Source organism: Odoribacter sp. Z80 (genome assembly GCF_009935865.1).
In the GTDB taxonomy this organism is placed as follows: domain Bacteria; phylum Bacteroidota; class Bacteroidia; order Bacteroidales; family Marinifilaceae; genus Odoribacter.
On record NZ_QWEL01000001.1, the window covers coordinates 304,925 to 330,833 of the forward strand.

The window sequence follows — 25,909 nt, forward strand, 5'->3', positions numbered from 1 at the left end:
AAAGTTTTTCTAACTTTGCCTGACCTATTCGAAACCAATGTACTCCATTAGCACATGACCGCCATGACTTTCGACGAAATCAGGAAAGATATTAAAAACAAAAAATACAAGCCCATCTATTTTCTCTGCGGGGAAGAACCTTTTTTTATCGACCGCTTGACTACTTTGGTGGAAACAACTGTATTATCCGAAGAAGAAAAGGCTTTCAACCAAACCATACTCTACGGAAATGACGTGAATATGAGTACGGTAACTGATATAGCCCGCCGTTTTCCCATGATGGCGGAACATCAGGTAATCATCATCCGGGAGGCCCAGAACATCCGGGATTTTGATAATCTGCTTCCCTACATCGACCATTTCCAGCCATCCACGGTTCTTTTATTTGCTTACAAAAACAAAAAACCGGACAAACGGAAAGGTGTATTCAAAAAATTAGGCAATACCCCCCATTGCGTCTATTTTGAATCGGCTAAACTATATGACAACAAAGTCCCGGAATGGATCATCAGTTACTGCAAAGAGAATTCCTACGGAATCACCACAAAAGCCGCAGGCATTTTGGCAGAAAGCTTAGGAACGGACCTCAGCCGGGTAGCCAACGAAATAGACAAACTGGTGCTCCTGCTCCCCCGCGGAGGTGAAATACAGGAAGCTTTAGTTGAAGAACATACCGGTATCAGCAAAGATTTCAACAGCTTTGAACTGCTGAGTGCCCTCATCCGGAAAGACCATCTCAAAGCCAACCGCATTGTTAATTACTTCGAGGCAAATCCCAAAAACAATCCGTTGGTCATGACCATCACGACCCTTTTTCGTTATTTTCTGAACCTGTTGACCTATCACTATCAGAAAAAATCCACTCCCAATGTACAGGAAATGGCCCGCCTGCTTGGGGTTCATCCTTTTTTTATGAAAGATTATACAGACGGAAGCAGGGTATACAATGCTGTAAAATGTGCAAGCATCATTTCTTTACTCCGGGAATATGACATGAAAGCAAAAGGAGTCGGTAATGCTAATATTTCAGATGGGGAACTGTTGAAAGAATTGATTTTTAAAATCATGCATTAATTCAATCTGTAACTTCCCTGCCTGTAAAAAATAATAAAATGACCTCAAAGGCAAACTTAACATCCGAATACAACGTAAAACCGGACATGAAAAAAAGATTCGGACAATCCCAACCTTTAAAAAAAGCTGTCTTTTTTGACCGGGACGGAACCATCAACTCGGATAAAGGACACTATTACATCTACAAACCACAGGATTTTGTTTTCAATCCGGGAGTGATTGAAGGTATGAAAAAACTTCAGGATGCCGGATATTTACTCTTTGTGATCACCAACCAGGGAGGAATAGCCAAAGGGATATATACCAAAGCAGACGTCGAAGCCGTCCACCGGAAAATGTGCGATGAGCTGGCAGCCTGCGGGATTGCCATCACCAAAATTTACTATTGCCCCCATCACGAAAGCGTAAAAACCTGTGTTTGCCGGAAGCCGTCCCCTTATATGGTGAACCGGGCCATCGAAGAATTCCACATCGACAAAGACTTATCCTGGTTTATCGGTGACAGCACCCGCGATGTCGAATGCGCAGAAGCGGCCGGCGTACGTCCTGTCCGCATTCATAAAAACCAGGATATAACGCCAGCAATCCAGCAAATTTTAAAAGGAAAATGAAAACATATTTCCTTTTATGAAAAAATAACGATCCCCCCTTGGCTATATGAAGAGAATTGAGTAATTTCGCTCAATTTTTAAAATCCTCAGAATATGGCCCATTACATTAAAGAAGTATCAAGAACATTTGGAGAATATCTGTTAATTCCTTCTCTTACAACCAAAGAATGTACCCCCGACAATGTTTCTTTAAAAACTCCCGTCGTAAAATTCCGGCAAGGAGAAACTTCAAAGATTCAATTAAACATACCGTTTGTATCTGCCGTAATGCAGGCTGTATCAGACGACGGACTGGCGATAGCTTTGGCCCGGAACGGAGGGTTATCTTTTATTTTCGGTTCTCAGCCAATTGAAAATCAAGCTGAAATGGTACGCCGGGTGAAAAAATTCAAAGCCGGATTTGTAGTAAGTGATTCCAATCTGCGCCCTGACTCTACCCTCCAGGACGTAGTGAACCTGAAAGAGGCAACCGGGCATTCCAGTATTGCTATTACCGATGACGGTACTGCCAACGGAAAATTGCTGGGGATGGTTACCAGCCGTGACTACCGTTTAAAAACAGACCCTTTAAATAAACCCGTGTCCGAATTCATGACTCCTTACGAGAACCTGATTGTCGGTAAACTGGGGATTACTCTGAGCGAAGCCAATACCATTATCTGGGACCATAAACTGAATTGCCTGCCTATCATAGATGAAGCCCAAAAACTTCAATACTTTGTCTTCCGCAAAGATTATGACAACCACATGGAAAATCCCAATGAACTTTTAGACAGCCATAAAAAACTCATGGTCGGTGCCGGAATCAACAGCCGCGATTACAGAGAACGGGTACCCGCTCTGGTAGATGCCGGCGTAGATGTATTGGTTGTAGACTCTTCCGACGGTTTTTCCGAATGGCAATTTGACACCATCCGGTGGATTAAAGAAACCTACAACGACGAAGTGAAAGTTGGCGGAGGTAATGTCGTAGACAAGGAAGGATTCCTGTATCTGGTAAAAGCGGGTGCCGATTTCGTAAAAGTAGGCATTGGAGGCGGCTCCATCTGCATCACCCGTGAACAAAAAGGGATAGGACGCGGACAAGCCACCGCCCTGATAGAGGTCTGCCAGGCCCGGCAGGAATATTTCGAACAAACCGGAATTTATGTCCCCATCTGTTCCGACGGAGGATTGGTACACGACTATCACATGACGTTAGCTTTGGCTATGGGCGCGGATTTCCTGATGATGGGCCGTTATTTTGCCCGTTTTGATGAAAGTCCAAGCAAAAAATTAGCCATTGGCAACAGCTACGTAAAAGAATACTGGGGAGAAGGTTCCAACCGGGCTCAAAACTGGCAACGCTATGACATGGGAGGCAATGCCAAGGCTGCTTTGAAATTTGAGGAAGGAGTAGACAGTTACGTCCCCTATGCCGGAAAAATGAAAGATAACCTGGCCATTACCCTGGGAAAAATCAAATCCACTATGTGCAGTTGCGGCTCTGTCACAATTTCCCAGTTACAGGAAAGAGCTAAAATTACACTTGTATCATCCACTTCCATCGTAGAAGGAGGAGCGCATGACGTGATTCTCAAAGATACCAAAATTCAGTAACAACAAAGGGAAGCTATGAAATGAGTGGCTTCGGTCACAGGAGTAAGATTTAAATAACCGGACTTGATCCGGTTATTTTTATACACCACAGGAAACTCCCGAAGCATCCGGTGATGTTTCTGCCATGCCTGTCCCGCCTGCGGATAAAACCGGATCGTAAATTCACCGCAAGTTCCCTCACACAAATAATTCCGGGCCAAAAACAAAGCTACAATACCCATATTGTACCGTAAATTGATTTCTACACAAGGTTGAAGGTTATAATCTCCTTGTTTCCCCCGGTATATCATCATATCCACCCCTAAATATCCCCGGTAATCCGGCAATATCTTCCTTAACATCCGGGGAACCTCCTGCCGGATGGCCTTGATTTTCTCACTGCCTAAGCAGGCAGCCAATTTGTTTTCTATATTTTCCTGGGAGCCCAAATAATTTCCGGTATATTCTCCATGCACTCCTGTTGTAAAAGAAGACCACCCCATAAAATTCACCTCCTGTTCGTCAGCCAGAAATTCCATCGCAAAATCTTCCACCTTGTCCAGCATCCTCTCCAGCATTAAATACCCTTGTCTCCTGAACATTCCCTTCAACCACTCTTTTTCCTTACAGCCAGGCCTTCCTTTTAAAGTCAACAGCCCTTTCCCGGACGAAGACCAGGGGGCTTTTACCAGCCAATACCCTTCTCCGGTTTTTTGTTCCAATTCGGACAGAGAATAACAGACATGCGGCAAAATATCCTCCGAAAGGAAAGGTAGATTTTGTATCAACAACTTCAAACCCTCCCTGGCCTTCTTTCTACTATACCATTCTTTCTGCTCCGGTCTCCATCCCTCTCCCAGTCCTTTTTTTTCCAGCCAATGGCATATTTTGGGACTTTTTCCCCAAGGAACGCCCACCAATCCGGAATAACGGTCCAATTCACTTTCCCGTACAGGCAAACACCTCAACAGCAACTCCTCCGACAAAAAATTCCGGAAAGAAGCATCCGGCAATTCTTTTACTAACACCATATCGTCCGGCTTTCCCAACCAGGCAGGCAAAAAAGCCAAATCTTCCCCCATCTTCACCACATTGGCAGAAGGTGTATAAAAACAACTGCCGTTAGCAATTGCCAATTCACAATCCGGATTAAAAATATACAAATGCCGGGAATCCATTTTACCTTCTACGAACCTTTTATTTTCATAAAACATTCCTTACAATCGAATTCCAGCAAAAAACGGTGCTTTGCATTAAAAAGAAACAAAGGAAACTGAATATCCGCATTCCGGTGGAATTTCCTGCATCGCCCCAATTCGTGAAGAATGCAATACCGCGAATGCATCAAATCCCGCCCTTTTGAAATCCTGCTTTTCTCAAATCCCGCTTCCACCTCACCAACACCATGTTCCGCATAGAAAGCCCGGGCATTCCGATTCACAACATTCAAACGCCAGTCGGCCGGAACAGGATAAACCGCCCGTTTGTCTTCTTTCCCGGGAAGCAGCCTTTCCCTCTTTTCCTCCCTCAAACCCTCCAACTCTTCCAATACCCTCCTTCGCAAAGCATTTGCGGCAACTGCAGGTACAAACAAAACCTTTTCACCCACATATTCAACTCCTTCACAAACATAATTGCTTTCCCCGCATTTTTTCAATTGCTGTACCAACCGTTCACACTGCCCCACCTGGTTCGCATCGTCAAAAGCCTCCTCGGAGCGCACAACCACCCGATTCCCGTCTTCATCCGTACAACCAATTTCCAAATGTCTCCCAACAACATTTACTTCCATACGGATAGCTATCTTCCGGACGGATTTCATTTTTTCTACCTGCAAAATAAAACAACGGTCATAATTCCGGTACAATTCCGTTCCCGCTTTTATTTTCACAACTTCATTACATACCAGCCATTTTCCATCTGCATGGTTAACCCTTATCCCCTTCAATTCTCCCCCATCCAGATAACATAAACCATCTCCGTTATTTATGGTCTCTTCTCCTTCTACACAGATTCTGTTTCCCTTCGTTTGCAAAACTCTGCCGATATACATTCCCATGGACTTGGGGGAATCCGGATTAACCAGCCCGGATGGGCGTCCTTCCAAAAAATAGGTGGAATATCCCCGGTTAAAACTCCGCTCAGGAGCTGCCTTGAAAGAAACAACGCTCTTTCCGGAACCTATCCTTTTTACTTCCGGAAATTTGTCTATAAGCGAAGAATAGTAATGAGTTACATTCGCTACATAGTTCTCATCTTTCAGACGTCCCTCTATCTTGAAAGAATCAACCCCTGCATCTATTAAATCTTTGATAAAGGAAGAAGCATTTAAATCCTTTAAAGACAGTATATATTTATTGTCCAAAATCACTTTTCCGGACTGATCCGATACCGACCATTTCATCCGGCAAGGCTGGGCACATTCTCCCCGGTTTGCAGAACGGCCGAACATGTGCTGGGAGAGGTAACACTGACCGCTAAGGCTCACACACAATGCCCCATGAACAAACACTTCAAGTTCTGCCTTTACTTCTTTCCGGATTTCCCGGATTTGCTCCAATGACAACTCCCTGGCCAATACTATCCGTTGAAAACCAACCTGATCCAGAAATTTAATTCTATCCAGGTCATAGTTGTGCATCTGAGTACTGGCATGTAAACAAACCGGAGGTAAATCCAGACGTAAAATTCCGGGGTCCTGAACAATGAGGGCATCCACTCCAATTCCGTACAACTGGCGGATCATTTTCTCAGCTTCCGCCAATTCGTGGTCATACAAAATCGTATTTAAGGCAACAAACACCCGGCAATAAAACCGATGGGCATATCTGACCAATTCTGCAATATCAGCGATACTATTGGCAGCAGCCTTACGGGCACCGAAGGCCGGAGCACCGATATACACGGCATCCGCTCCGTTCTGAATGGCTGCCATCCCGATAGCCAGGTCTTTTGCCGGCGATAACAATTCAACTCTTTTCACTCCGGACTTCTTACTTCCCTGTTTCTAATTCCAATTCCGGCCATTGCTCTCCTTCTATTACCGGTAGTTCCAGCAAGCGGCATGCAGGAAAATGTTCTTCCAGGTATTTCCGGATAATAGTAATGGAATCGTTTTTTATCCATTCGCTGTCGTTAGGGAAATCATTATAGACGACATATTTCACCTCTATTCCCCGGTATCTGCACAATTCCAGGCTCATCAAGGTATGGTTGATACTTCCCAACTTCGAAGAAGAGACTAAAATCAAAGGATAAGCATATTCCTGAATATAATCCATGGTCAGAAAATCACGGCTGACCGGAACATACAATCCTCCAGCCCCTTCCAGTAACACCACATCATAAAGGGAAGCCAGTTTCTCGGTAGACCGATGAATCTTTCCGGTGTCTATCACCACATGGTCTATCTCAGCGGCCAGATGCGGAGACGCCGGATAAGTCATTACATAAGGACAGGTAGTCCCGTCTTTATCCACCTCCTGGGGTTCTATTCCCATAATCTCCCGGTGTTTGAGAATATCTTCCGAGATACCGGTACAACCGGTCTGGATAAATTTCTGGGTAATTACACTGATTCCCTGCCGACGGAGGCTCCGGGCAAGAACACCCGTTACAATTGATTTCCCGGCATCTGTATCAATTCCGCTAATAAAATATACTGCCATAAATAAACAAATATGAATATTGTAAATCTAAAGAACAAAAGTATAAAATCCGACGTTAAAATACAGCAGACTACAAAGATAGTTTTTAACTTTGCGGACTGATCATTTAAAACTCTAAAACATTCGCTATATGAAAGTAAGAAATCTTATTACAGTAATCATTCTCGGAGGAAGTGTTATTTGTTCAGAAACCCTTCTATCCGGTTGTGCAAGTATGAGTAACACAGGGAAAGGAGCAGCCATCGGAGCAGGAGGCGGAGCAGCTTTAGGAGCTGGTATTGGCGCCCTGGCCGGCAAAGGAAAAGGAGCAGCCATCGGAGCGGCTATCGGAGCTGCTGTCGGTTCCGGAACAGGAGCTTTAATCGGGCGCCGCATGGACAAACAGAAAAAAGAATTGGAAGCTATCGAAGGAGCAAAAGTGGAAACAGTACAGGATGCCAACAACCTTCAGGCAATAAAAGTTACCTTTGATAACGGAATCCTTTTTGCAACCAACAAAAGCGAACTGAGTGCTTCCTCCCGCGAGGCATTGACTAAATTTGCCAATTCCCTGAAAAATTCTCCTGACACAGACATCACCATTTACGGACATACGGACAATACCGGAAGCCGGGCTGTGAATGAACGGATTTCAAAAGAACGGGCCGAGGCCGTTGCCAATTTTCTGGTAGGACAAGGTATCAGCCGTTCCCGAATCACAACGGAAGGACTTGCCTACGACCAACCGGTTGCAGACAACAATACTGCCGAGGGACGCGCACAAAATCGCCGCGTAGAGGTATATATTACAGCAAACAAAGATATGATCCGAAAAGCAGAAACAGGACAACTGAATTAAGCCGGAACTGCATACCGGTATTTTTTATACTGCCATTCCGCACTCCTGCGAAATGGCAGTATTTTTTTCAGGCAGAAAGAATTGCCGCCAAAGCAATAGAATTTAATTTGGTCTCCACATTATCGCCCCGGGAAGACAACACACTGGGAACCTGGGCTCCCATCAGGACGGCCCCCTGCCTGGAACCTCCCAGTTTACTATTGGTCTTATAAAAAACATTTCCCGACTCCAGATTGGGAAATATGAGACAATCAGCATCACCGGCCACCACCGACCGTATTTTCTTGATATCGGCAGCTTCTTTATCCACCGCAACATCCAACGCCATAGGCCCGTCAATCACCGCCCCGGTCAATTGTCCCCTTTCATTCATTTTCGATAGTACAGCAGCATCCACCGTCGACTGAATTTTCGGAAGCACCTGTTCTGTCGGAGCAATCAAAGCCACTTTTGGTGTCTCCACCCCCAAGGCCTTTGCCGTATTGGTCACATACTTTATCATAGCCATTTTCTGGCTTAAATCCGGACAAGGAATAACCGCCACATCACTAATCGTCAACAATTTGTGATAGGCCGGACATTCCATTACGGTGACATGGGAAAGAATGGTATTAGGTGCAACCAAACCTTTTTCTTTGTTCAGGATAGCACGCATATACTTATCCGTACTGACCAATCCTTTCATGATCACATCAGCTTCTCCGTTCCGCACCATAGCAACAGCCGTTTCAGCAGCACGCATCTCTGCCGGCTCGTGAACAATCCGGAAACAGGACACATCATAACCGTTTTCCTGACAAACTTCACAGATTCTTTCCCGATCCCCCACTAAGATACCTTCTACCAAACCAGCCTGAACTGCTGCATGAACAGCTTCCACCGAATGACTGTCGTTGGCATAGGCTACGACCAAACGTTTTTTATGTGTGTACCCTTTCAACACTTCATATATATCACTAATCCTTTCAATTTTCATAAATAAAATGATTATATGGTTTCAATTTGAAGCAAAATTAGATATTAATATTAAAAATCAAAACGGAATTGCACATTTTCTTAATTCATGTGCAATTTTATTGTCATTTCTTTATCTTTGCCACATAAAACAGGCCTTATTCGTGAATGCATTCAGGCAAAATATTATTTCTCTTTATTTAGTCAAGATATCCAAATGGTTTACCTTGATTATGCCCATTATCGTTTTATTCTACGAAGAAAACGGGCTCGGATTGAAAGAAATTCTTTTACTCAAAAGCGTATATTCCATCGTTTCGGTCAGTCTGGATATTCCAACCGGTTATCTGGCAGATGCCTGGGGAAGGCGTAATTGTCTGATAAGCGGTTGCCTGATCGCTTTCGGCGGATTTGTCTGTTATTCCTTTTCAGATACCTTTTATGCATTTCTTCTGGCTGAAATTTTACTGGGAACCGGACAAAGCCTTGTTTCAGGTGCAGATTCGGCCTTATTATACGATACGATGATAAAATACAACCGGGAAGACGAATACCTCAAATACGAAGGGAAAGTCACCATGGTGGGTAACTTTTCAGAGGCATTTGCAGGAATATGCGGAGGTTTATTGGCAACCTCTTCTTTACGCCTGCCTTTCTATTGCCAGGTTGGTGTTGCCTTTATAGGAATCCCGGCAGCCCTGTTCCTACGGGAATTTTATACCAGAAAACACATAGAAAATCCCATCCGGAACATAGGAGCAATTATCCGTTATTCCCTGATTACCAATAAAAATCTTTGTTATAACATCATATTTTCAGGCATTATCGGCACAGCTACTCTCACTATGGCGTGGTTCGTACAACCCGTCTTGATACATATAGCCTTACCGACAGCCTGGTTCGGAATCGTATGGACAATTCTTAATCTGACTGTCGGAATTGCAGCCCTGTATTCAGATGCCTTAAATGCCAGATTGGGGGAAAATAAAACCTATATTTTCATTTTGTTGTTTATTGTCGGCGGATATTTGTCTGTTGCATATAGCCTCAATTATTTCAGTCTTTTTTTGCTTTTCATTTTCTATATTGTCCGGGGCTTTGCCACTCCCATTCTGAAAGGCTACATCAACCGCCAGACTTTTTCCGAAATGAGAGCCACTGTTTTATCTATCCGGAATTTTATCATCCGCTTGATTTTTGCGGTAATGGCTCCTTTCATCGGATGGCTGAACGATGCTTTTTCACTTGCTTTTGCCCTTCAAATCGCCGCCCTGATTATTTTTATGCCGGGCTTACTGTTCCTGTTGTTGCAGTGGAAAAAAGAATAATCAAACGGACTTTTCCCCTTCTTTATGCAGATGTACGGAAACGAAATGTCAATCTCTGCACAAAAGATAAAAGAAATTTGCTGGTTTATCTTTTTCGTTTAACTTTGCTACGGATTATTAAAGGGGTGCCTTAACATTACGGGCTGAGATTATACCCTCGAACCTGATCCGGGTAATGCCGGCGTAGGGAACAAGAGCAATTCTGTTTATTTCTGTCCGTTTTACTTTCCCCCGGATAATCTTTAAATAAAAAGAAAGAATTGCTTATGCAGATTTTTATCAATGACATCCCCGTTGAATGCCAGTCCGGAATAAGCCTGACACAACTTCTTGCCCTGCAAGATATACAACCGCTAAACATAGCGATAGCCATAGACAACACCGTTATCCCAAAAACACAATGGGAAACCACTTTCATCCGTGAAGGCAGCCATATTCTTATCATCAAGGCCGTACAAGGCGGATAGCGAAAATACAATGTCGAAATATAAAATAAAATACAATCATGGAAACATTTGACGTAACAACGGGACCGTTACCCGGATCAGAAAAAATTTATGTCACGGGATCACAACCTGATTTGCGTGTTCCTATGCGAAAAATCAAATTATCCCCAACCCTGGACCTGGACGGCAGTAAAATTGAAAATGAAGATGTTGTCGTTTACGATACTTCCGGTCCCTATACCGATACAACCTACACGGTAAACCTACACAAAGGACTCCCCAGGCTCCGGGAAAACTGGATTGAAAAACGGCAAGATACCAGCAAACTGAAAGAATTGAGTTCAGAATACGGTAAAATGCGGCAGGCCGACAAAAGTCTGGACCATCTCCGATTCGAACATGTCAACGTTCATCCCCGCCAGGCACAACAAGGGAAACAAATCACACAGATGTATTATGCCCGCCAAGGAATCATTACACCGGAAATGGAATATGTCGCTATCCGGGAAAACCAATTGGCAGACCAAATACGTGAAAAATATAAAAAAGAACAGGGAGAGTCTTTCGGCGCCCGGATCCCGGACTATATTACGCCCGAATTTGTCCGCCAGGAAATTGCTGCCGGACGTGCCATCATTCCGGCCAATATCAACCATCCGGAATGCGAACCCATGATTATCGGCCGGAATTTCCTGGTAAAAATCAATGCCAATATCGGTAACTCACCCGTCACCTCCTCCATTGCTGAAGAAGTGGAAAAAGCCGTATGGGCTTTCCGGTGGGGAGCAGATACCATCATGGACCTCTCCACAGGAAAAAACATCCACGAAACCCGGGAATGGATTATCCGCAATTCTCCGGTCCCCGTCGGAACCGTACCCCTGTATCAGACACTGGAAAAAGTAAACGGTGACGTCGAAAAATTAAACTGGGAAATCTTTAAAGACACCCTCATAGAACAAGCAGAACAAGGCGTCGACTATTTTACCATCCATGCCGGATTACGTTGGAAGCATGTTCCTCTGACCCTCAAACGCCTCACAGGAATTGTTTCACGCGGAGGTTCCATTATGGCACATTGGTGTACAACCCACAAACAGGAAAGTTTCATCTATGAGCACTTTGAAGAGATCTGTGAAATCCTGGCAAAATACGATGTCGGAATCTCTTTAGGCGATGGCCTGCGTCCCGGATGTATAGCAGATGCCAACGACCCGGCACAAATCGAAGAACTGAAAACGCTGGGAGAATTGTGCGCAATAGCCTGGAAACACAATGTCCAGGCCATTATAGAAGGTCCGGGACACGTCCCGATGCACAAAATAAAAGAAAATATGGAATTGCAGTTGAAATACTGCCACGAAGCTCCTTTTTATACCCTCGGACCATTAGTCACAGACATCGCTCCGGGATACGACCACATCACTTCCGCCATCGGAGGAGCCATGATCGGCTGGTTCGGAACAGCCATGCTATGCTACGTAACCCAGAAAGAACATCTGGGTCTTCCGAACCGGGATGACGTCAAGGAAGGGGTTATTACGTTCAAACTGGCAGCCCACGCCGCCGACTTAGCCAAAGGTCACCCGGCAGCTTATTACCATGACTATGCCATGAGCAAAGCCCGTTTTGAATTCCGGTGGAAAGACCAGTTTCACCTGGCCCTGGATTCGGAAAAAGCTTTAAAATTCCACGACGAAACCCTGCCGGAAGAGGGACACAAAGAAGCTCATTTCTGCTCTATGTGCGGAGAACACTTCTGTTCCATGCGGGCCAGCAAAAAACTAAGAGAAAAAATAAATACCGGAAAACAATAGCAACCGGCACACGATGCAAACAATCATTATTACATCCCCGCAATGGCTGAAAGATGAAGCCGTTATCTGCAACAATCTGTTTGCACACGGTTTGTCGCTTTTACACTTGCGCAAGCCCGGTGCAACTGCAGAAAGCTATGAAGAATTTATCCGGCAGATAGCGCCCGGCTACCGCTGCCGGATAGTACTTCACGATTATTATCACCTGGCAGAGACTTATCATTTACACGGCATCCATTTAAAGGGAGGAGACGGAAAAAATTACCACCGCTACCCTCGGGTTCCCATCAGCATTTCCTGCCATAGTGTGGAGGAAATCCAAAATCTCCCGTTCCGGCCTGCCTATTGTTTCCTGAGTCCTGTATTCGACAGCATTTCAAAAAAAGGCTATAACAGCCGTTTTCCCGTCCTGCCGGATGTGTCAGGCCTTTCCGCTGATGTCATTGCCTTGGGAGGAATCACTCCCGAACGCATAGATGCATGCCGTCTGGCCGGATTCAAAGGAATTGCCGCACTCGGCTATATTTGGGAACAACCCGACGAGGCACTCTCCCGCTTCCTCCGGCTGAAAACTCCGTTCACGATGAGCATTGCAGGATTCGACCCTTCTTCCGGAGCAGGAATTTCAGCCGACCTGAAAACTTGTGAAGCCACCGGAAGTTACGGATTGGGAATTTGTTCCGCCATCACTTTTCAACAGGAAGATAAATATTCCGGCACCCACTGGATTCCTCTGTCAGAAATTCAACGACAATGTGAATTGCAATTTGAAAAGCATTTGCCGGAATACCTTAAAATCGGATTGATTGAAAATCTGGAAACGCTGGAACAATTGACGGCATGGCTGCAAGACACTTATCCCACCATTAAAATCATCTGGGACCCCATACTCAAAGCTTCCGCAGGTCACATTTTCCACTCTGCCGAACGGTTTACGCTGGCTCCTGTCCTGAAAAGGTTATATCTGATTACACCCAATACCGAAGAACTGCATCAACTTTTTGGCACTTCTTCCCTAACAGACCTTCAAACCGTTTGCCATGACCACGGACTGAATATTTTGTGGAAAGGAGGACATACTCCCGGCACGGAAGTATCGGATTGCCTGATTACTCCCGGAGAAACTGTCCGCTTTACCGTTCCCCGGGATAAATACGGCAAGCACGGCACAGGATGTATTCTTTCGGCAGCCTTAATTTCGTTCCTTGCCCAAGGTCTGCCTTTAACCGAAGCATGTAGTAAAGCACAGATTTACATAACCCGGGTTATAAGAAGCAATGACAGTAAATTAGGCTTTCATACAATACCATACGCCTCTTTCCGTCCCAAACCTTTTCCCATGGAGTTGAATTTGCAGTATATTACCGCTCCTAAAAACGATGTTTCATTGTGTGAGCAAATTGAAGCGGTATGCCGGGGCGGCATGCGATGGGTTCAGTTGCGCATGAAAAACGCCCCATTCGCTGAAATCCTGAAAGAAGGCCGGTTAATCAAAGAGATTTGCCACCGCTACAATGCTTTGTTCATTATTAACGACCATGTTGAAATTGCCCGGCAACTGGACGCAGACGGGGTCCATTTGGGTCTGGAGGATATGGACCCCCGGGAAGCCCGGAAAATCCTCGGCCCGGATAAAATAATCGGTGCCACCTGCAACACCTGGGAAAACATACAACTGCGCCACCTCCAACAAGTGGATTACATTGGCCTCGGACCTTTTTCCTATACGTCCACCAAAGAAAAACTCAGTCCTGTTCTGGGATTGGAAGGCTACCGCAAACTATTGGAGTGTATGCGGCAAAACAAGCTGTTCCTTCCCGTCTTTGCCATCGGCGGAATCACCGAAACTGACATCCCTCCTCTGATGCAAACCGGAATACAAGGCATTGCCCTTTCCGGACTGATTAAAAACAACGACAACATGCACTCTGAAACACAAAAAATTATTCATATCATAAATACTACATCTCATGACACCTTTAAAAATTGCAAATAATACTTTTACCTCCCGCCTATTCACGGGAACCGGAAAATTTTCATCCAATGATAAAATGGAAGAGGCTATCCTGGCTTCCGGCAGTCAGTTGGTTACGGTAGCAATGAAACGCATTCATGCGGAAGATAAAAACGATGATATGCTGAAACATATCCTTCGGCCGGGAATACAATTGCTCCCCAATACCTCAGGAGTACGAAATGCCAAGGAGGCTATTTTTGCAGCCCAGCTATCCCGGGAAGCTTTCGGTACTGACTGGCTTAAACTGGAGATTCATCCGGATCCCCGCTATTTATTGCCCGATCCGGTGGAAACACTTAAAGCCACGGAAGAACTGGCTAAAATGGGATTCATAGTTCTTCCCTATTGCCAGGCCGACCCGGTACTCTGTAAACGTCTGGAAGATGCCGGGGCAGCCACTGTCATGCCATTGGGAGCACCTATCGGCAGTAATCAGGGATTACAAACCCGGGAATTTCTGAAAATCATTATCGAACAAAGCAATATCCCGGTGGTCGTGGATGCAGGAATCGGAGCCCCCAGTCATGCAATGGAGGCAATGGAACTGGGAGCAGATGCTGTACTTGTAAATACAGCCATAGCCGTCGCAGGCAATCCGGTGAAAATGGCCGAAGCATTTAAACAGGCCGTAGAAGCAGGCCGTATGGCCTTCGAAGCAGGATTACCGGGAAAAGCATCCGCCGAGGCCAGCAGTCCCCTGACAACATTCCTCGGTTAAACGGCAACAACATTCATCAACCCCAAAGAGCAAATGCATCGTATATCATGTTTTCAGAAGAACTAAAAAAATATGTCTGGGAAGACACTACCCGGGAAATCTACTCCAAAACAACAGCAGATGTAGAAAAGGCCCTGGGCAAGAAACATCTGGAAGTAGAGGATTTCATGGCCCTTATCTCCCCGGCAGCAGAAAAATACCTGGAACCGATGGCTGCTTTAAGCCAGAAATACACCCAGCAACGATTTGGCAAGACCATTTCCATGTACATACCTTTATACATTACAAACTCTTGTACGAACTACTGTGTATATTGCGGCTTTAATCACAATAATCCTTTAAAAAGAGTGATTCTCAGTGAAGCAGAAATATTAAACGAACTGCAAGCCATCAAGAAACTCGGTGATTTTGAAAATCTCCTGATAGTGACAGGAGAAAATCCCAAAGAAGCCGGCGTGGATTATCTGGAACGGGCGTTACAAATAGCCCGCCCCCTGTTCGCTAATCTTTCCATTGAGGTGATGCCGCTTAAGGCAGAAGAATATGAACGACTTACCCATTCCGGACTGCACGGGGTTGTCTGCTTCCAGGAAACTTATAACAGCAATCGCTATAATGTTTACCACCCGAAAGGAATGAAATCAAAATTTGAATGGCGCCTAAACGGATTCGACCGCATGGGACAAGCCAAAGTTCATAAAATCGGGTTGGGCGTATTAATCGGACTGGAAGAATGGCGAACGGATGTAACGATGATGGCCCGGCATTTGCGCTACCTGCAACGACATTACTGGCAAACCCGGTACAGTGTGAATTTTCCCCGCATGCGTCCTTCCGAAGGACATTTTCAACCCAATGTTATCTTGGAAGACAAAGCACTGGCACAATTGATTTTTGCATTCAGAATCTTTGACCATGATGTGGACATTTCCATATCTACCCGGGAAGGAGCCTACTTCCGGGACAATATGCTCCCATTGGGAATAACCTCGCTCAGCGCCGGCTCTAAGACTGAACCCGGAGGATATTTTACCTATCCCCAGGCCCTGGAACAATTTCATATCAGCGACGAACGTACTCCCGAAGAAGTCGCCCACAGCATCAGACAAAAAGGGTATGAACCGGTATGGAAAGACTGGGAAAACTGGATGTAATAAAAACAACTATGCAAGAAAGATATTCCCGTCACATCCTGCTGAAAGAAATAGGTGAAAAAGGCCAGGAAAAAATAAAGCAGGCCAAAGTATTAGTCGTTGGTGCCGGAGGACTGGGTTCCCCGATTCTTCTTTATCTGGCTGCTGCAGGAATCGGAACATTGGGGTTTATGGACGATGACCACATATCAGAAAGTAACTTACAACGCCAGGTCCTGTATGATACCGGAAGTATAGGAAAAATGAAAGTGGAAGTCGCCGAACACAAACTGAAAGCGTTAAACCCCGGATGTCACCTTATAGCCATACCCCACCGCCTGACTGCTCAGAATGCAATCAAAATTATAGAAAAATATGATATTGTAGTAGATGCAACAGATAATTTATCCTCCCGCTATCTGATTAATGACGCGTGTATGGAAACCGGTAAACCTTTCGTTTATGGAAGTATTTGTGAGTTTAAAGGCCAAATTTCCGTGTTTAATTATCAAGGAGGACCAAATTACCGCGATCTCTATCCTTATCACGAAAAAATAGCTGGCTTTCAGCAACCTTCGGGTGTTATTGGTGCATTGCCGGGAACAATCGGTTCCATACAGGCTGCAGAGACCTTAAAAATCATCCTGGAAAGCAAAACTACGTTGTCCGGAAAATTATTATTGGTAGACTTGTTGGAAGGTTCATTTAAAACCCTTCAATTCATTTAACGGAAATAAGCCGGGGAAAAGGAACAGTATCCCTTTCCCCGCGCTTTTGCTATTGCATATATAAATTCACATCCTTCGGTTGTGTTTCTACTTGCACTTCCACTCTTTTCGCCTGGTCTTTTCCATCCGTATAACAGATGGTATAAGTCTTGTTCTTTTCCAGCATAAAAGTAAGCACATCATTCATATCCTGCAACGGTCCCGAAGTACGTCCCCCGCCCATTTGCATTTTTCCACAAAAAACATCCACATTGACAGCCACCCGGCTATCAGAAGTGCGGGTACACTGGTTGGTCGCAAACATACTGACCCTTACCGGCACATGATTGCCTCCGGTTGTAATAGCCGACAAGTGTGAAGCATAAAGCTCATTGTACCGCTCCGTGACATTCTCCGCCGGCACATATTGAATATTGCGGTCCCATACCAAAGGAAAAGAAATCCCTGTCGGACGGAAAGAAGATGCATAAATTGCCTTTTGAGGATCATCTTTCGAAGCCTGGCCGGCATCCGCAAAAAACCAGGCCTGGTCTAACTGTCCGGGGAAATAATACTCTGTAAAAAACCATTTCCCGTCCATCCAGACTTCAGTCCAGTTGTGGTTTCCCCGTCCATCGTGCCAATTGGGAGTTCCGGCTACCCGGGAAGGAATGCCGACAGCCCGGAAAGCATCCGTCAATAAAATGGAAAGCCCGGTACAAGAAGCCATCTGCTGACGTATGGATTCAAACGGAGCCTGGTCCGGTTTTTCCCGCAAGGTATTATAGTCCACTCCCACTTCATCCCGGATATGGCGGTTAACCGCCTCAATGGCTTCCTGCAGGTTATGGCACGTATCCACATACTGGCCAAAGCGTTCGTAAAAATCTTTCCTCCAGTTTTCCCGGGTTTCATTCAAACTAACATAAGGCAACACCTCGTTCAGGAAAATACTGTCCGGTAACGCCCGAGCCCAGGAATATTTTTCCCGTGCTTTATAAGCATATTCCGTATTCTCCAGCAAAAAAGCAGCACTCAACTCCTGCAAATCCCGGTCCGGCATATAAGCAATTAAAAAAGCCATGCCTTCCTTTTCCTTCTTCGGAGCCTCCAGCAATGCTTTCTCCAATTCCGTCCGGTTTTCTCCGGCTTTACTCAGTGCCTGTTCAATCAAGGTATGGTACTTTTCCGGTACTCCCGAATATGGATTCACCGAACAGGCACAAGCACACACCACTAAAAATAATAAGACGGCTTTCATTTTCTATCACTAAAATATTTCATAAACTGGGCTCTTTCATAACGGTCTGCATGCTCGGCATCCGTATAAGAAAGTTTACCCCGAAATTCTGCAATGGTATTAAATCCCTTTTTATCCATCCAACTACTCAAAAAATCATTCATCGAACCGATACACCCTATTCCCTGTTCATAAAGAGCAGAGCATACCTGAACAGTCGTTGCCCCTGCCAACAGAAGTTTCACAACAGCATCTCCTCCGTGTACCCCGGTAGAGGAAGATAATTCCAGTTTCTTATCTTTCCCGGAAAGAATCCCGGTCCAACGCAGGGATGCACGTATATCGGCAGATGTACTGAACACCGAAGAACTCCCCACAGACAAATGCTCTATATCAATATCCGGTTCATAAAACCGGTTAAATACCGTAACAGCATCTGCGCCATAACCTTTCAGCTTACTGACAAAGGCAGGCAGATTGGTGAAATAACGGCTGATTTTCATGATAACCGGAATCTTTACCACCGCCTTCACATGTTTCACAATATCAAAATACAGGTTCTCCACCTCTGCTGCTTCCATAAAAGGATCAGTAGGCAAAATAAAAGCGTTCAACTCCAAAGCATCAGCTCCCGCCAGCTCCAGTTCCCGGGCAAAACTGACCCATTCCCCATCCTTTAAGCAATTTATGCTGGCAATTACCGGGATTCTCAACCGGGATTTGGCCGCCTTCACCAAATCAATATACTCCTGCAAAGCATGTGCCCTCACATACTGTTGGATATAATCCGCCTCTTCCGGATAGCTGTCTCCGATGCATTGGGCAGCTTCACGTCTGATTTGTTCCTCAAATACCGATTTCAAGACCACTGCTCCGGCTCCGCTATCCGCTATTTCCTGTAATTTACTCACATCAGCAGTCAATCCGCTGCTTCCGGCAATAACAGGACTGCCCAACTCCAATCCCACAAAAATAGTTTTCAAATTTGCCATATCTTTCCTATATTTATGATTAACTTTCTTTATTTTGTCCGATATTCTCTTTCACCGAAAATTGAGCTTCCCACCCTGACCAAAGTACTTCCCTCACCCACTGCAATCTGATAATCCCCCGACATCCCCATAGATAATTCCTTAAAACTTGCTTCCTTGGAAAAATATTTTCTCTTCAGGTCATCAAATATCTCTTTCAAATGATGGAATTCTTCCCGGATAATATCTTCATCATCCGTATTAGTAGCCACTCCCATCACTCCGACAATCCGCACATTTCTCATATTCCGGCAGACTTCACTCTTCAATATCTCCTCTGCCTCCTGCAATCTCAAACCTGCCTTGGTCTCTTCCCGTGCAATGTGAAACTCCAATAAACAGTCTATCACCCGGTCATGTTTGGCGGCTTCCCGGTCAATTCTTGACAACACCTTCAGGCTATCCACAGAGTGAATCAAATCCACGAAACCTGCAATATATTTAACGTTTTTCTCCTGCAATTGTCCGATCATATGCCACAGAATATCCGATGGTAACTCCTGGTGTTTGGCTGCCATTTCCTGGGGCCTGTTCTCTCCGAAAATACGTTGTCCTGCCGCATAGGCTTCCCGGATAGATTCCACAGGTTTTGTTTTAGAAACAGCCACCAATTGCACACCTTCCGGTAAAGTATTTAATATTTTCTTTAAGTTTTCCCGAATATCCATATCTATATACCCGACAACTTTTATATTTCTTAACTGAATGATGTCTGCACAAATATACATTAAAATAAACGAATTCTCCGGATGAAAGTTGCCAAATTCTTTTCTCTGATTTACCGCAAAAGAAAATTTCTTATCTTCGCCCAAGATAAAAGAAAAATGAACAGATATTTTATAGAACTGTCTTATAACGGACGTCATTACCACGGGTGGCAGGTTCAACCGGGACAACCGACCATTCAGGCAGCCCTTAACAAAGCACTGACAACCCTGCTACGCCAGGAAATAGAAGTAACAGGAGCGGGCCGCACCGATTCCGGCGTACATGCTTCTTTCTATGTCGCCCATTTCGACACCGATTCTCCCATTGAAAATCCCGGACACTTGGTTTATAAACTAAACCGGCTCACAGGAAAAGACATTGCTGCTTCTAGGATTTATCCGGTACCTGAGCATATGCATGCCCGTTTCTCTGCCCTTTCCCGGACTTACAAATATTACATTGACAAACAAAAAAATCCTTTTACCTGCGAATATGCCTGGCATTTATTTCCTCTGCCGGACATCAGGCTTATGAATGAAGCCTGCCGTATATTATCCGATTATACCGATTTCACCAGTTTTTCAAAATTACATACAGACGTCAAAACCAATCTCTGCCATATACATGAGGCCTATTGGGAAGACACCGGCCGGCAACTGATATTCACCATCAAAGCCAACCGCTTCCTCAGGAATATGGTCCGGGCCATCGTAGGTACTTTGGTAGAAATCGGCCAGGGAAAATCGACCCTGGAAGATTTTCGCCGGATCATTGAATCCAGAAATCGCTGCAATGCAGGAACTTCTGTTCCCGGACATGCCCTGTTCCTTTGTAACATTGAATATCCGCAGGAAAATATAAACGATAAATAAAGATGAAATACCTGACTCTACTATTATCCGTCATAATGATAGGCTATGGAGAAAGTAAAGCCTTCCCACTCTCCAAAGAAGCGGAAATCAGTATACTAACGTGCTCTCCGGGCACCGAATTATACTCTCTCTTCGGACACACGGCCATTCGGGTATACGATTCCAGCAATCACACCGACCTGGTGTTCAATTACGGAACTTTCGATTTTTCAACGCCGCATTTTTATTTAAAATATGCACAGGGATTACTGCCCTATCAGCTTACTGTCGGAGAGTTCCCTCATTTTTTGGCTTCTTACAAGGAAGAGCAACGCACGGTCTATTCCCAGAAACTCCACCTGGATTCTGTTCAGAAACAAAAAATGTTCGACCTTTTATTAGAAAACTATCGCCCTGAAAACCGCTCTTATCTCTACAATTTTTTATGGGACAATTGTACGACCCGCAGCCGCGATATCTTAGCCCGAAGCATCCATGACACCATAGAATGGAAAATCGCAGACAAGAGCAAAAGTTTCTGGAATCTGCTGGACGAATACCTGAAAGCCTCTCCATGGGTACAATGGGGCATCCATTCAATTTTAGGACAAGGAGGAAACCGGAAGGCCGATACCTACCAGACCATGTTTCTTCCGGACTATCTGATGCAAGGTTTAAATACAGCTTTTATCCGTGAGCATCCGCTTGCCGGGAAAGCCGAGATTTTATATGAAGCTCCCCCTGCCAAAAACGATTATCCCTGGTATATACATCCCATTTTTATCTTTGCCGTAAGTACATTTATCCTTATTTTTCTCCTGCAAAAACTAAAATGTACTTTCTTCCTCAATACCATAGCCATACTTTTGTTTCTATTCTCCGGTATATTAGGCTGTTTAATTGTATTTTTGGGAGGGTTCACCGCCCATCCCATCACTGCTCCGAACTGGAATATCCTCTGGGCCAATCCGCTAAACCTTGTAGTCATACCATTTATCATTCGGAAAATTCTCCCCCGCTTTATTCAGATTTATCTGAAAATTTACCTTATTCTGCTAATTGCGGCAATACCCGCCTGGTTTCTTCTTCAACCCGCAGTCCCAATGGCCTCTGTCTCTTTAATCGTACTCATGATATATTTATGCACCAAAATCAGAAACAAAAGCAAATCATCCATGAATACTACAAACACAACATACAATAATTAAAAAAATGCATAAAGTTCTTGTTGTTTCACTAAAAATCCATATATTTGCACACGCAAAACAGCAGTTGTTGGTGGCATAGCTCAGTCGGTAGAGCAAAGGACTGAAAATCCTTGTGTCCCTGGTTCGATTCCAGGTGCTACCACCTCAAAATAAAGCAGTTACGAAAGTAGCTGCTTTTCTTTTTGTCTTCATTTTTGGTCGTTTTGAGTAGTTAATGTCAACCAAGACGTCAACCGAAAATCAAACATGAACACTTCAATATCAGTCATAATAAATATTGTATACCCTAAAACAATTTTTCTTAAATTTACAGTCAGGTAAGAAAGATAGATATGAGCCGATACACCACCAATGAAGAGGAAAAACAATTATATCCTAATTTGCTGGGATTAACATCTCCCGCAGAGATTGCTGAAGCTGAATTTGAAGGATTTCTTCTGGCAGAAATTATGCTCACCGAACAACTGACCTCTGCTACACATTTCGATTGTTCTTATATCTGCAAGATACATCGTTTGGCCCTGGAAGAGTTATACTCCTTTGCCGGTAAATATCGGACAGTAAATATGTCCAAAGGAGGTTTTCTTTTTCCGGCAGCTCAATTCATCCCAGAAAGCATGCAATTATTCGAGAATCAAATACTCCTGCAACTCCCGGACCAGTATACGGATAAAACTGCATTGATCAGGGACGTGGCCCGGGTGCATGGTGAATTGCTCTTTATCCATCCTTTCCGCGAAGGAAATGGCAGGACTGCCCGCATACTGGCAAATCTGATGGTGCGCAAACAAGGTTATCAAGGCCTGCGCTTTGAAAAAATCAATTTCAAGGATTACGTAATCGCCGTTCAACAGGCCGGCGAAAAAAACTACCACTACATGGAGAATATTATTGCATCTGCTTTTTAAGCCGCTCATTCACCCGGCTAAAAACAGCCTGGACCCGTTTCTCCGGAATAGAAATACCCTCTATTCTAAAAGAAGCAATCATTGAATCAAGAATATACTTGCGCCCGTTGTCAGAACATCTCACAAGCTTCAAACTGAGGTCTTTCTGTATTTTTTTCATGATGTAAATATACAATATTTTCCCCAAACACCGGGTCTTACGATAATCTTATTACATTCAATTATCAGAAACCGGATAACGGGAAAACAAATCATCTACAATTTGTTCCTGCAATTCCTCATTAAACGGAACAATCCACATGACTTCACTCTTCTCACACACCATTGAATTCAGCACTTCGGTGATCAGATTCGTGTTGTTAACTAATTTTGTTTCTTCCATAGTATGCCCACACAATAAAAAGTGACCGATTATTCACCATTCTATAGTAGGGGGCGGCAATTCCCAGAGCAAATGACAAACTAATCGGCCACATATTTTATATGTGACATACAGTTCATCTTTCTTGCTCTTTAAAAAGTTTGCCGACTTTACTATAGAAAAAGAATAAACTTTACATCATTTCATTCATAACGACACAACGCTTTGTATCGTAGCAAATATACAAACTATTTTTACAAGAATGCAAACATAATACAAAAGATTTATAACTGTTTTTTCCAATAAACCCATCAAAGCCTATTGAAACTATTCACCTCAGTAGCAATGCCGTGAAACCTGGTCCTACTCAATGAGTATATTCTCTCACAAAACAGTCTGTACCCTGATTCTTCAAAGCTGTTGCAGCTTTAGAAGCCTGCTCCCTCGTATCATAAATCCCTGTACAATAACGCACACTTCCGTCCTTTACTTTTTCGGTAAATACCACCTGAAACTGATGAATGACAGCAGGTATATTTTTGAACACTCCCAATTGGAGGGTATAAAATTTACCTTTTATATCTTTCAGGTCTTTTAGCTGCGTCTTCCCGATTTGTTTTACCCCCTCTTCTGCAGCAACTGCTTTCCGATGAGGATTATACTGGGAATTCGGACCCGGTTTATAATTTGTCCTCACTACTTTAAACTCTATACGCCGGTTCAACTGTAAAGCCACCTCTCTCTGTTCTCCCCGTAACCGGCCTACCAGTCTTTCATTCAATACATCACCAGCTTTCAGAAAAGCATACTGTTTGGCCTCTTTTTCATTGATCTGCCGGGGACGCATTTTTCCATATCCTTTTGCCTCCAGCCGGTCCCAATAAACTCCTTTCTCTATCAGATAATCCACCACAGCCTGTGCCCTGTTCTCGGATAGAAGCAAATTAGCCCGGGCGTTCCCGACCATATCCGTATGAGCAGACAGTTCTATGGTAATATTAGGGTTATCTTTTAAGATCTGCAAAAGCTCTTCCAGATTTTCACGGGCATCAGGACGCAATTCCCATTTCGCCACATCAAAATAAATATTAGGAATGACGATCGGTTTCTCAATCGGTTGCATAGCCACACTCAATTCATAAAGACGGTCGGCCTTTTCCCGGTAAGTAGAAACAGTTCCTTTCCCTTTCAGGTACTGGGGATGGCTAACCACAAAAACATACTCCTTATCTGCAACCACCGGCATAGTCGTTGTTCCGGAAGAATCCGTTTCCAGATAGGTAACAGAGCCGTCGTCTGCTGTGACAGTCACTTCCGCTTTAAAAACAGGCATTTCCGTAGCAGCATTTTCTGCCAGCAATTTCACTTCCAATTGCTGGGGTATGAAACGGAAACTGAAAATATTGTCACCTCGTCCTCCCCGGCCGGAAGAAAACAATCCATGCTCCTCTCCGGCTTGGAAAACAATACCAAAATCATCGGCACCCGAATTTAAGGGAGCAGGCAAATGTACTACCCGGGATTTTCCATCTTCCGTCTCCACTTTATAAAGGTCCAATCCTCCGAAACCATAACGTCCGTTAGAAGAAAAATACAAGGTTCCGTCTTCCCTCACAACCGGAAACATTTCATCTCCGGCCGTATTGATTAACTCACCGGCATTCACCGGAAGTCCCCATTTCTCACCCTCTTTTTCTACATACCAAATATCCTTTCCCCCATATCCTCCGGGCAAAGCATCCGTAACAAAATACAACCTCGCACCGTCGGGAGTAAGAGCCGGATGCCCCATGGAAACCGAATCACCACAAATGCCAGCCAGGCAGACCGAAGACCAGTTTATTTTTTCCCCGTCCTTCCTGTCCGTTCCGCTTCCCGGAGCGGCCTGGTAGATACGGGTGCCGGAGTTACTTCCTTTTATCATCCGGGAAGAGGTAAAATAAGCAATACGACCGTCAGCAGAAAAACAGATGCTTCCGTCATGGCGGTTGGAATACAAAGAATCCCGTAATAATTCCGGCTTCAACCAACGCGGTTCTTTAAATTTTTTCACCTTCACCTCGCCGTTTTTTCCCACAGTCCGGACTTCCTGGACATATTCCGCTTTATAGAGATGGCTGTATCCGTCCCCCGTGATCGGGTCCCGCTTGATTTTCTTCCTGAGGGGGTCGCTTTTCCGGGTCGAGGAAAAATAAACCGTACAAGTATCACCAGCAAAATAAATGGGAGAAAAATCACTATTCCGGGAATTCAACTCCTTCTTTAAAGCAACCGTATATCTTCCTTCCTGAAGTCTGTCCTGGCTAATCTGCCCGAGACGATACAGTCCGTCATTCCCTTTTCCGTCACCAAATAATGTTTCATATTCCTGATAGTACTCCTTCGCCTTTTCCTCATCTTCCATCCGCGCATACAATTCCGCAATCTTCAGATATACTTCCGGATTTTCCTTTTGGACCCGTTGGGCTTTCCGGTACCAGGCACAGGCATCCTTCAACAGATTCACCTGCCCATAAGCCTGCCCTGCACGGATGGCAGCATTAGCCTGATATTCCTTCGGTTTGGCTTTTTCATAAGCCTTCTCATATTTTGCTGCGGACTTATAAAACCGGCCAGTATCATAAATTTTATTTCCCCGCCTGACATAGTATTGAGACGAACAGGCCGTTAACAAACACCCCAGAGTACAACAAAAAACAATAAATCGCACCAT

24 protein-coding genes, 1 tRNA gene and 1 riboswitch are annotated in these 25,909 nt (G+C 44.5%); of the genes, 15 read left to right on the forward strand and 10 right to left on the reverse strand.

What is annotated here, in order from left to right; genetic code table 11:
• Nucleotides 1-54: 54 nt before the first annotated feature.
• The 3 genes from holA to D1136_RS01285 all read left to right on the forward strand — a co-directional run bounded on the left by holA (nucleotide 55) and on the right by D1136_RS01285 (nucleotide 3,284).
• Nucleotides 55-1,074, forward strand: a complete 1,020-nt coding sequence (holA, locus tag D1136_RS01275) for a DNA polymerase III subunit delta (protein ID WP_237566944.1) — start codon at nucleotides 55-57, stop codon at nucleotides 1,072-1,074.
• Nucleotides 1,075-1,160: 86 nt separating this feature from the next.
• The gene (locus tag D1136_RS01280) at nucleotides 1,161-1,685 is read left to right on the forward strand and encodes an HAD-IIIA family hydrolase (protein WP_161875806.1); all 525 of its coding nucleotides are present in this window, start codon (nucleotides 1,161-1,163) and stop codon (nucleotides 1,683-1,685) included.
• Nucleotides 1,686-1,778: 93 nt separating this feature from the next.
• Nucleotides 1,779-3,284 (forward strand): IMP dehydrogenase, encoded by a 1,506-nt coding sequence (locus D1136_RS01285; protein WP_161875807.1) that lies wholly within the window; start codon nucleotides 1,779-1,781, stop codon nucleotides 3,282-3,284.
• Here the strand turns inward: D1136_RS01285 and D1136_RS01290 are convergent.
• Genes D1136_RS01290 through bioD form a run of 3 tightly spaced genes read right to left on the reverse strand, consistent with a single transcriptional unit; the run spans nucleotide 3,278 to nucleotide 6,931 of the window.
• Complete coding sequence (locus D1136_RS01290; RefSeq protein ID WP_161875808.1) at nucleotides 3,278-4,477, reverse strand: hypothetical protein; 1,200 nt, start codon at nucleotides 4,475-4,477, stop codon at nucleotides 3,278-3,280. The two genes, D1136_RS01285 and D1136_RS01290, sit on opposite strands and share 7 nt — an antisense overlap.
• The gene (locus tag D1136_RS01295) at nucleotides 4,450-6,246 is read right to left on the reverse strand and encodes a U32 family peptidase (protein WP_161875809.1); all 1,797 of its coding nucleotides are present in this window, start codon (nucleotides 6,244-6,246) and stop codon (nucleotides 4,450-4,452) included. Before D1136_RS01295 ends, D1136_RS01290 begins: the two co-directional genes overlap by 28 nt.
• A 10-nt stretch (nucleotides 6,247-6,256) precedes the next feature.
• The gene (gene bioD, locus D1136_RS01300; protein WP_161875810.1) at nucleotides 6,257-6,931 is read right to left on the reverse strand and encodes a dethiobiotin synthase; all 675 of its coding nucleotides are present in this window, start codon (nucleotides 6,929-6,931) and stop codon (nucleotides 6,257-6,259) included.
• Nucleotides 6,932-7,061: 130 nt separating this feature from the next.
• On the opposite strand from bioD, the gene D1136_RS01305 reads away from it, so the two are divergent.
• Entirely contained in the window at nucleotides 7,062-7,769 is a 708-nt protein-coding gene (locus D1136_RS01305; RefSeq protein WP_161875811.1) for an OmpA family protein, read from the forward strand.
• Nucleotides 7,770-7,836: 67 nt separating this feature from the next.
• Here the strand turns inward: D1136_RS01305 and D1136_RS01310 are convergent, their stop codons facing one another.
• Entirely contained in the window at nucleotides 7,837-8,745 is a 909-nt protein-coding gene (locus D1136_RS01310; RefSeq protein WP_161875812.1) for a bifunctional enoyl-CoA hydratase/phosphate acetyltransferase, read from the reverse strand.
• A 211-nt stretch (nucleotides 8,746-8,956) separates the two neighbouring features.
• On the opposite strand from D1136_RS01310, the gene D1136_RS01315 reads away from it, so the two are divergent.
• From D1136_RS01315 to D1136_RS01345, 7 genes are all read left to right on the forward strand, one after another.
• Nucleotides 8,957-10,051 (forward strand): MFS transporter, encoded by a 1,095-nt coding sequence (locus tag D1136_RS01315; protein WP_237566945.1) that lies wholly within the window; start codon nucleotides 8,957-8,959, stop codon nucleotides 10,049-10,051.
• A 111-nt stretch (nucleotides 10,052-10,162) separates the two neighbouring features.
• Nucleotides 10,163-10,258: riboswitch (TPP riboswitch) on the forward strand.
• Nucleotides 10,259-10,317: 59 nt separating this feature from the next.
• Complete coding sequence (thiS, locus tag D1136_RS01320; protein ID WP_161875814.1) at nucleotides 10,318-10,518, forward strand: sulfur carrier protein ThiS; 201 nt, start codon at nucleotides 10,318-10,320, stop codon at nucleotides 10,516-10,518.
• Between the two features lie 38 nt (nucleotides 10,519-10,556).
• Nucleotides 10,557-12,314: a phosphomethylpyrimidine synthase ThiC gene (thiC, locus tag D1136_RS01325; protein WP_161875815.1), complete on the forward strand. Its 1,758-nt coding sequence runs from the start codon at nucleotides 10,557-10,559 to the stop codon at nucleotides 12,312-12,314.
• Nucleotides 12,315-12,327: 13 nt separating this feature from the next.
• Nucleotides 12,328-14,310, forward strand: a complete 1,983-nt coding sequence (locus tag D1136_RS01330; RefSeq protein WP_161875816.1) for a thiamine phosphate synthase — start codon at nucleotides 12,328-12,330, stop codon at nucleotides 14,308-14,310.
• Nucleotides 14,285-15,049 (forward strand): thiazole synthase, encoded by a 765-nt coding sequence (locus tag D1136_RS01335; protein ID WP_161875817.1) that lies wholly within the window; start codon nucleotides 14,285-14,287, stop codon nucleotides 15,047-15,049. The genes D1136_RS01330 and D1136_RS01335 overlap by 26 nt, the downstream gene beginning before the upstream one ends.
• 47 nt (nucleotides 15,050-15,096) lie before the next feature.
• On the forward strand, nucleotides 15,097-16,203 hold the full coding sequence (thiH, locus tag D1136_RS01340) for a 2-iminoacetate synthase ThiH (protein ID WP_161875818.1): 1,107 nt from the start codon (nucleotides 15,097-15,099) through the stop codon (nucleotides 16,201-16,203).
• On the forward strand, nucleotides 16,176-16,910 hold the full coding sequence (locus D1136_RS01345; RefSeq protein WP_237566946.1) for a HesA/MoeB/ThiF family protein: 735 nt from the start codon (nucleotides 16,176-16,178) through the stop codon (nucleotides 16,908-16,910). Before thiH ends, D1136_RS01345 begins: the two co-directional genes overlap by 28 nt.
• Nucleotides 16,911-16,959: 49 nt before the next feature.
• On the opposite strand, the gene D1136_RS01350 is transcribed toward D1136_RS01345, so the two are convergent.
• From D1136_RS01350 to D1136_RS01360, 3 genes are read right to left on the reverse strand one after another with little or no spacing between them, the layout of a single operon-like run.
• A complete protein-coding gene (locus tag D1136_RS01350; RefSeq protein ID WP_161875820.1) occupies nucleotides 16,960-18,150 on the reverse strand; it encodes a transglutaminase family protein in 1,191 nt (396 codons plus the stop codon).
• The gene (locus D1136_RS01355; protein ID WP_161875821.1) at nucleotides 18,147-19,121 is read right to left on the reverse strand and encodes a dihydroorotate dehydrogenase-like protein; all 975 of its coding nucleotides are present in this window, start codon (nucleotides 19,119-19,121) and stop codon (nucleotides 18,147-18,149) included. Before D1136_RS01355 ends, D1136_RS01350 begins: the two co-directional genes overlap by 4 nt.
• Nucleotides 19,122-19,150: 29 nt before the next feature.
• Nucleotides 19,151-19,828, reverse strand: coding sequence for a YggS family pyridoxal phosphate-dependent enzyme (locus D1136_RS01360; RefSeq protein ID WP_161875914.1), 678 nt, complete (start codon nucleotides 19,826-19,828; stop codon nucleotides 19,151-19,153).
• 156 nt (nucleotides 19,829-19,984) lie between these two features.
• Here D1136_RS01360 and truA point away from each other — a divergent pair, with 156 nt between their 5' ends.
• The 4 genes from truA to D1136_RS01380 all read left to right on the forward strand — a co-directional run bounded on the left by truA (nucleotide 19,985) and on the right by D1136_RS01380 (nucleotide 22,835).
• Nucleotides 19,985-20,740, forward strand: coding sequence for a tRNA pseudouridine(38-40) synthase TruA (gene truA, locus D1136_RS01365; protein ID WP_161875822.1), 756 nt, complete (start codon nucleotides 19,985-19,987; stop codon nucleotides 20,738-20,740).
• A gap of 2 nt (nucleotides 20,741-20,742) precedes the next feature.
• Nucleotides 20,743-21,927, forward strand: coding sequence for a DUF4105 domain-containing protein (locus D1136_RS01370; RefSeq protein WP_161875823.1), 1,185 nt, complete (start codon nucleotides 20,743-20,745; stop codon nucleotides 21,925-21,927).
• 69 nt (nucleotides 21,928-21,996) lie between these two features.
• Nucleotides 21,997-22,069: transfer RNA gene (locus tag D1136_RS01375), tRNA-Phe, on the forward strand.
• A gap of 190 nt (nucleotides 22,070-22,259) precedes the next feature.
• Nucleotides 22,260-22,835, forward strand: a complete 576-nt coding sequence (locus tag D1136_RS01380; protein ID WP_161875824.1) for a Fic family protein — start codon at nucleotides 22,260-22,262, stop codon at nucleotides 22,833-22,835.
• Here the strand turns inward: D1136_RS01380 and D1136_RS10860 are convergent.
• From D1136_RS10860 to D1136_RS01390, 3 genes are all read right to left on the reverse strand, one after another.
• On the reverse strand, nucleotides 22,816-22,995 hold the full coding sequence (locus D1136_RS10860) for a hypothetical protein (RefSeq protein WP_237566947.1): 180 nt from the start codon (nucleotides 22,993-22,995) through the stop codon (nucleotides 22,816-22,818). The two genes, D1136_RS01380 and D1136_RS10860, sit on opposite strands and share 20 nt — an antisense overlap.
• A gap of 57 nt (nucleotides 22,996-23,052) precedes the next feature.
• Nucleotides 23,053-23,217, reverse strand: coding sequence for a hypothetical protein (locus D1136_RS01385; protein ID WP_161875825.1), 165 nt, complete (start codon nucleotides 23,215-23,217; stop codon nucleotides 23,053-23,055).
• A 346-nt stretch (nucleotides 23,218-23,563) separates the two neighbouring features.
• Nucleotides 23,564-25,909, reverse strand: coding sequence for an OmpA family protein (locus D1136_RS01390; RefSeq protein WP_161875826.1), 2,346 nt, complete (start codon nucleotides 25,907-25,909; stop codon nucleotides 23,564-23,566).

Excerpts from the sequence above, each read along its gene's own strand:
- D1136_RS01360 (WP_161875914.1), bottom strand. The coding sequence starts at position 19,828 with ATGGATATTCGGGAAAACTTAAAGAAAATATTAAATACTTTACCGGAA.
- thiS (WP_161875814.1), top strand. The coding sequence starts at position 10,318 with ATGCAGATTTTTATCAATGACATCCCCGTTGAATGCCAGTCCGGAATA.
- D1136_RS01345 (WP_237566946.1), top strand. The coding sequence starts at position 16,176 with ATGGAAAGACTGGGAAAACTGGATGTAATAAAAACAACTATGCAAGAA.
- bioD (WP_161875810.1), bottom strand. The coding sequence starts at position 6,931 with ATGGCAGTATATTTTATTAGCGGAATTGATACAGATGCCGGGAAATCA.
- D1136_RS01335 (WP_161875817.1), top strand. The coding sequence starts at position 14,285 with ATGACACCTTTAAAAATTGCAAATAATACTTTTACCTCCCGCCTATTC.
- D1136_RS01350 (WP_161875820.1), bottom strand. The coding sequence starts at position 18,150 with ATGAAAGCCGTCTTATTATTTTTAGTGGTGTGTGCTTGTGCCTGTTCG.
- holA (WP_237566944.1), top strand. The coding sequence starts at position 55 with ATGACCGCCATGACTTTCGACGAAATCAGGAAAGATATTAAAAACAAA.
- thiC (WP_161875815.1), top strand. The coding sequence starts at position 10,557 with ATGGAAACATTTGACGTAACAACGGGACCGTTACCCGGATCAGAAAAA.
- D1136_RS01285 (WP_161875807.1), top strand. The coding sequence starts at position 1,779 with ATGGCCCATTACATTAAAGAAGTATCAAGAACATTTGGAGAATATCTG.
- D1136_RS01390 (WP_161875826.1), bottom strand. The coding sequence starts at position 25,909 with ATGGTGCGATTTATTGTTTTTTGTTGTACTCTGGGGTGTTTGTTAACG.
- D1136_RS01385 (WP_161875825.1), bottom strand. The coding sequence starts at position 23,217 with ATGGAAGAAACAAAATTAGTTAACAACACGAATCTGATCACCGAAGTG.
- D1136_RS01305 (WP_161875811.1), top strand. The coding sequence starts at position 7,062 with ATGAAAGTAAGAAATCTTATTACAGTAATCATTCTCGGAGGAAGTGTT.
- D1136_RS01280 (WP_161875806.1), top strand. The coding sequence starts at position 1,161 with ATGAAAAAAAGATTCGGACAATCCCAACCTTTAAAAAAAGCTGTCTTT.
- D1136_RS01290 (WP_161875808.1), bottom strand. The coding sequence starts at position 4,477 with ATGTTTTATGAAAATAAAAGGTTCGTAGAAGGTAAAATGGATTCCCGG.
- D1136_RS10860 (WP_237566947.1), bottom strand. The coding sequence starts at position 22,995 with ATGAAAAAAATACAGAAAGACCTCAGTTTGAAGCTTGTGAGATGTTCT.
- D1136_RS01380 (WP_161875824.1), top strand. The coding sequence starts at position 22,260 with ATGAGCCGATACACCACCAATGAAGAGGAAAAACAATTATATCCTAAT.
- thiH (WP_161875818.1), top strand. The coding sequence starts at position 15,097 with ATGTTTTCAGAAGAACTAAAAAAATATGTCTGGGAAGACACTACCCGG.
- D1136_RS01310 (WP_161875812.1), bottom strand. The coding sequence starts at position 8,745 with ATGAAAATTGAAAGGATTAGTGATATATATGAAGTGTTGAAAGGGTAC.
- truA (WP_161875822.1), top strand. The coding sequence starts at position 19,985 with ATGAACAGATATTTTATAGAACTGTCTTATAACGGACGTCATTACCAC.
- D1136_RS01370 (WP_161875823.1), top strand. The coding sequence starts at position 20,743 with ATGAAATACCTGACTCTACTATTATCCGTCATAATGATAGGCTATGGA.
- D1136_RS01315 (WP_237566945.1), top strand. The coding sequence starts at position 8,957 with ATGCCCATTATCGTTTTATTCTACGAAGAAAACGGGCTCGGATTGAAA.
- D1136_RS01330 (WP_161875816.1), top strand. The coding sequence starts at position 12,328 with ATGCAAACAATCATTATTACATCCCCGCAATGGCTGAAAGATGAAGCC.
- D1136_RS01355 (WP_161875821.1), bottom strand. The coding sequence starts at position 19,121 with ATGGCAAATTTGAAAACTATTTTTGTGGGATTGGAGTTGGGCAGTCCT.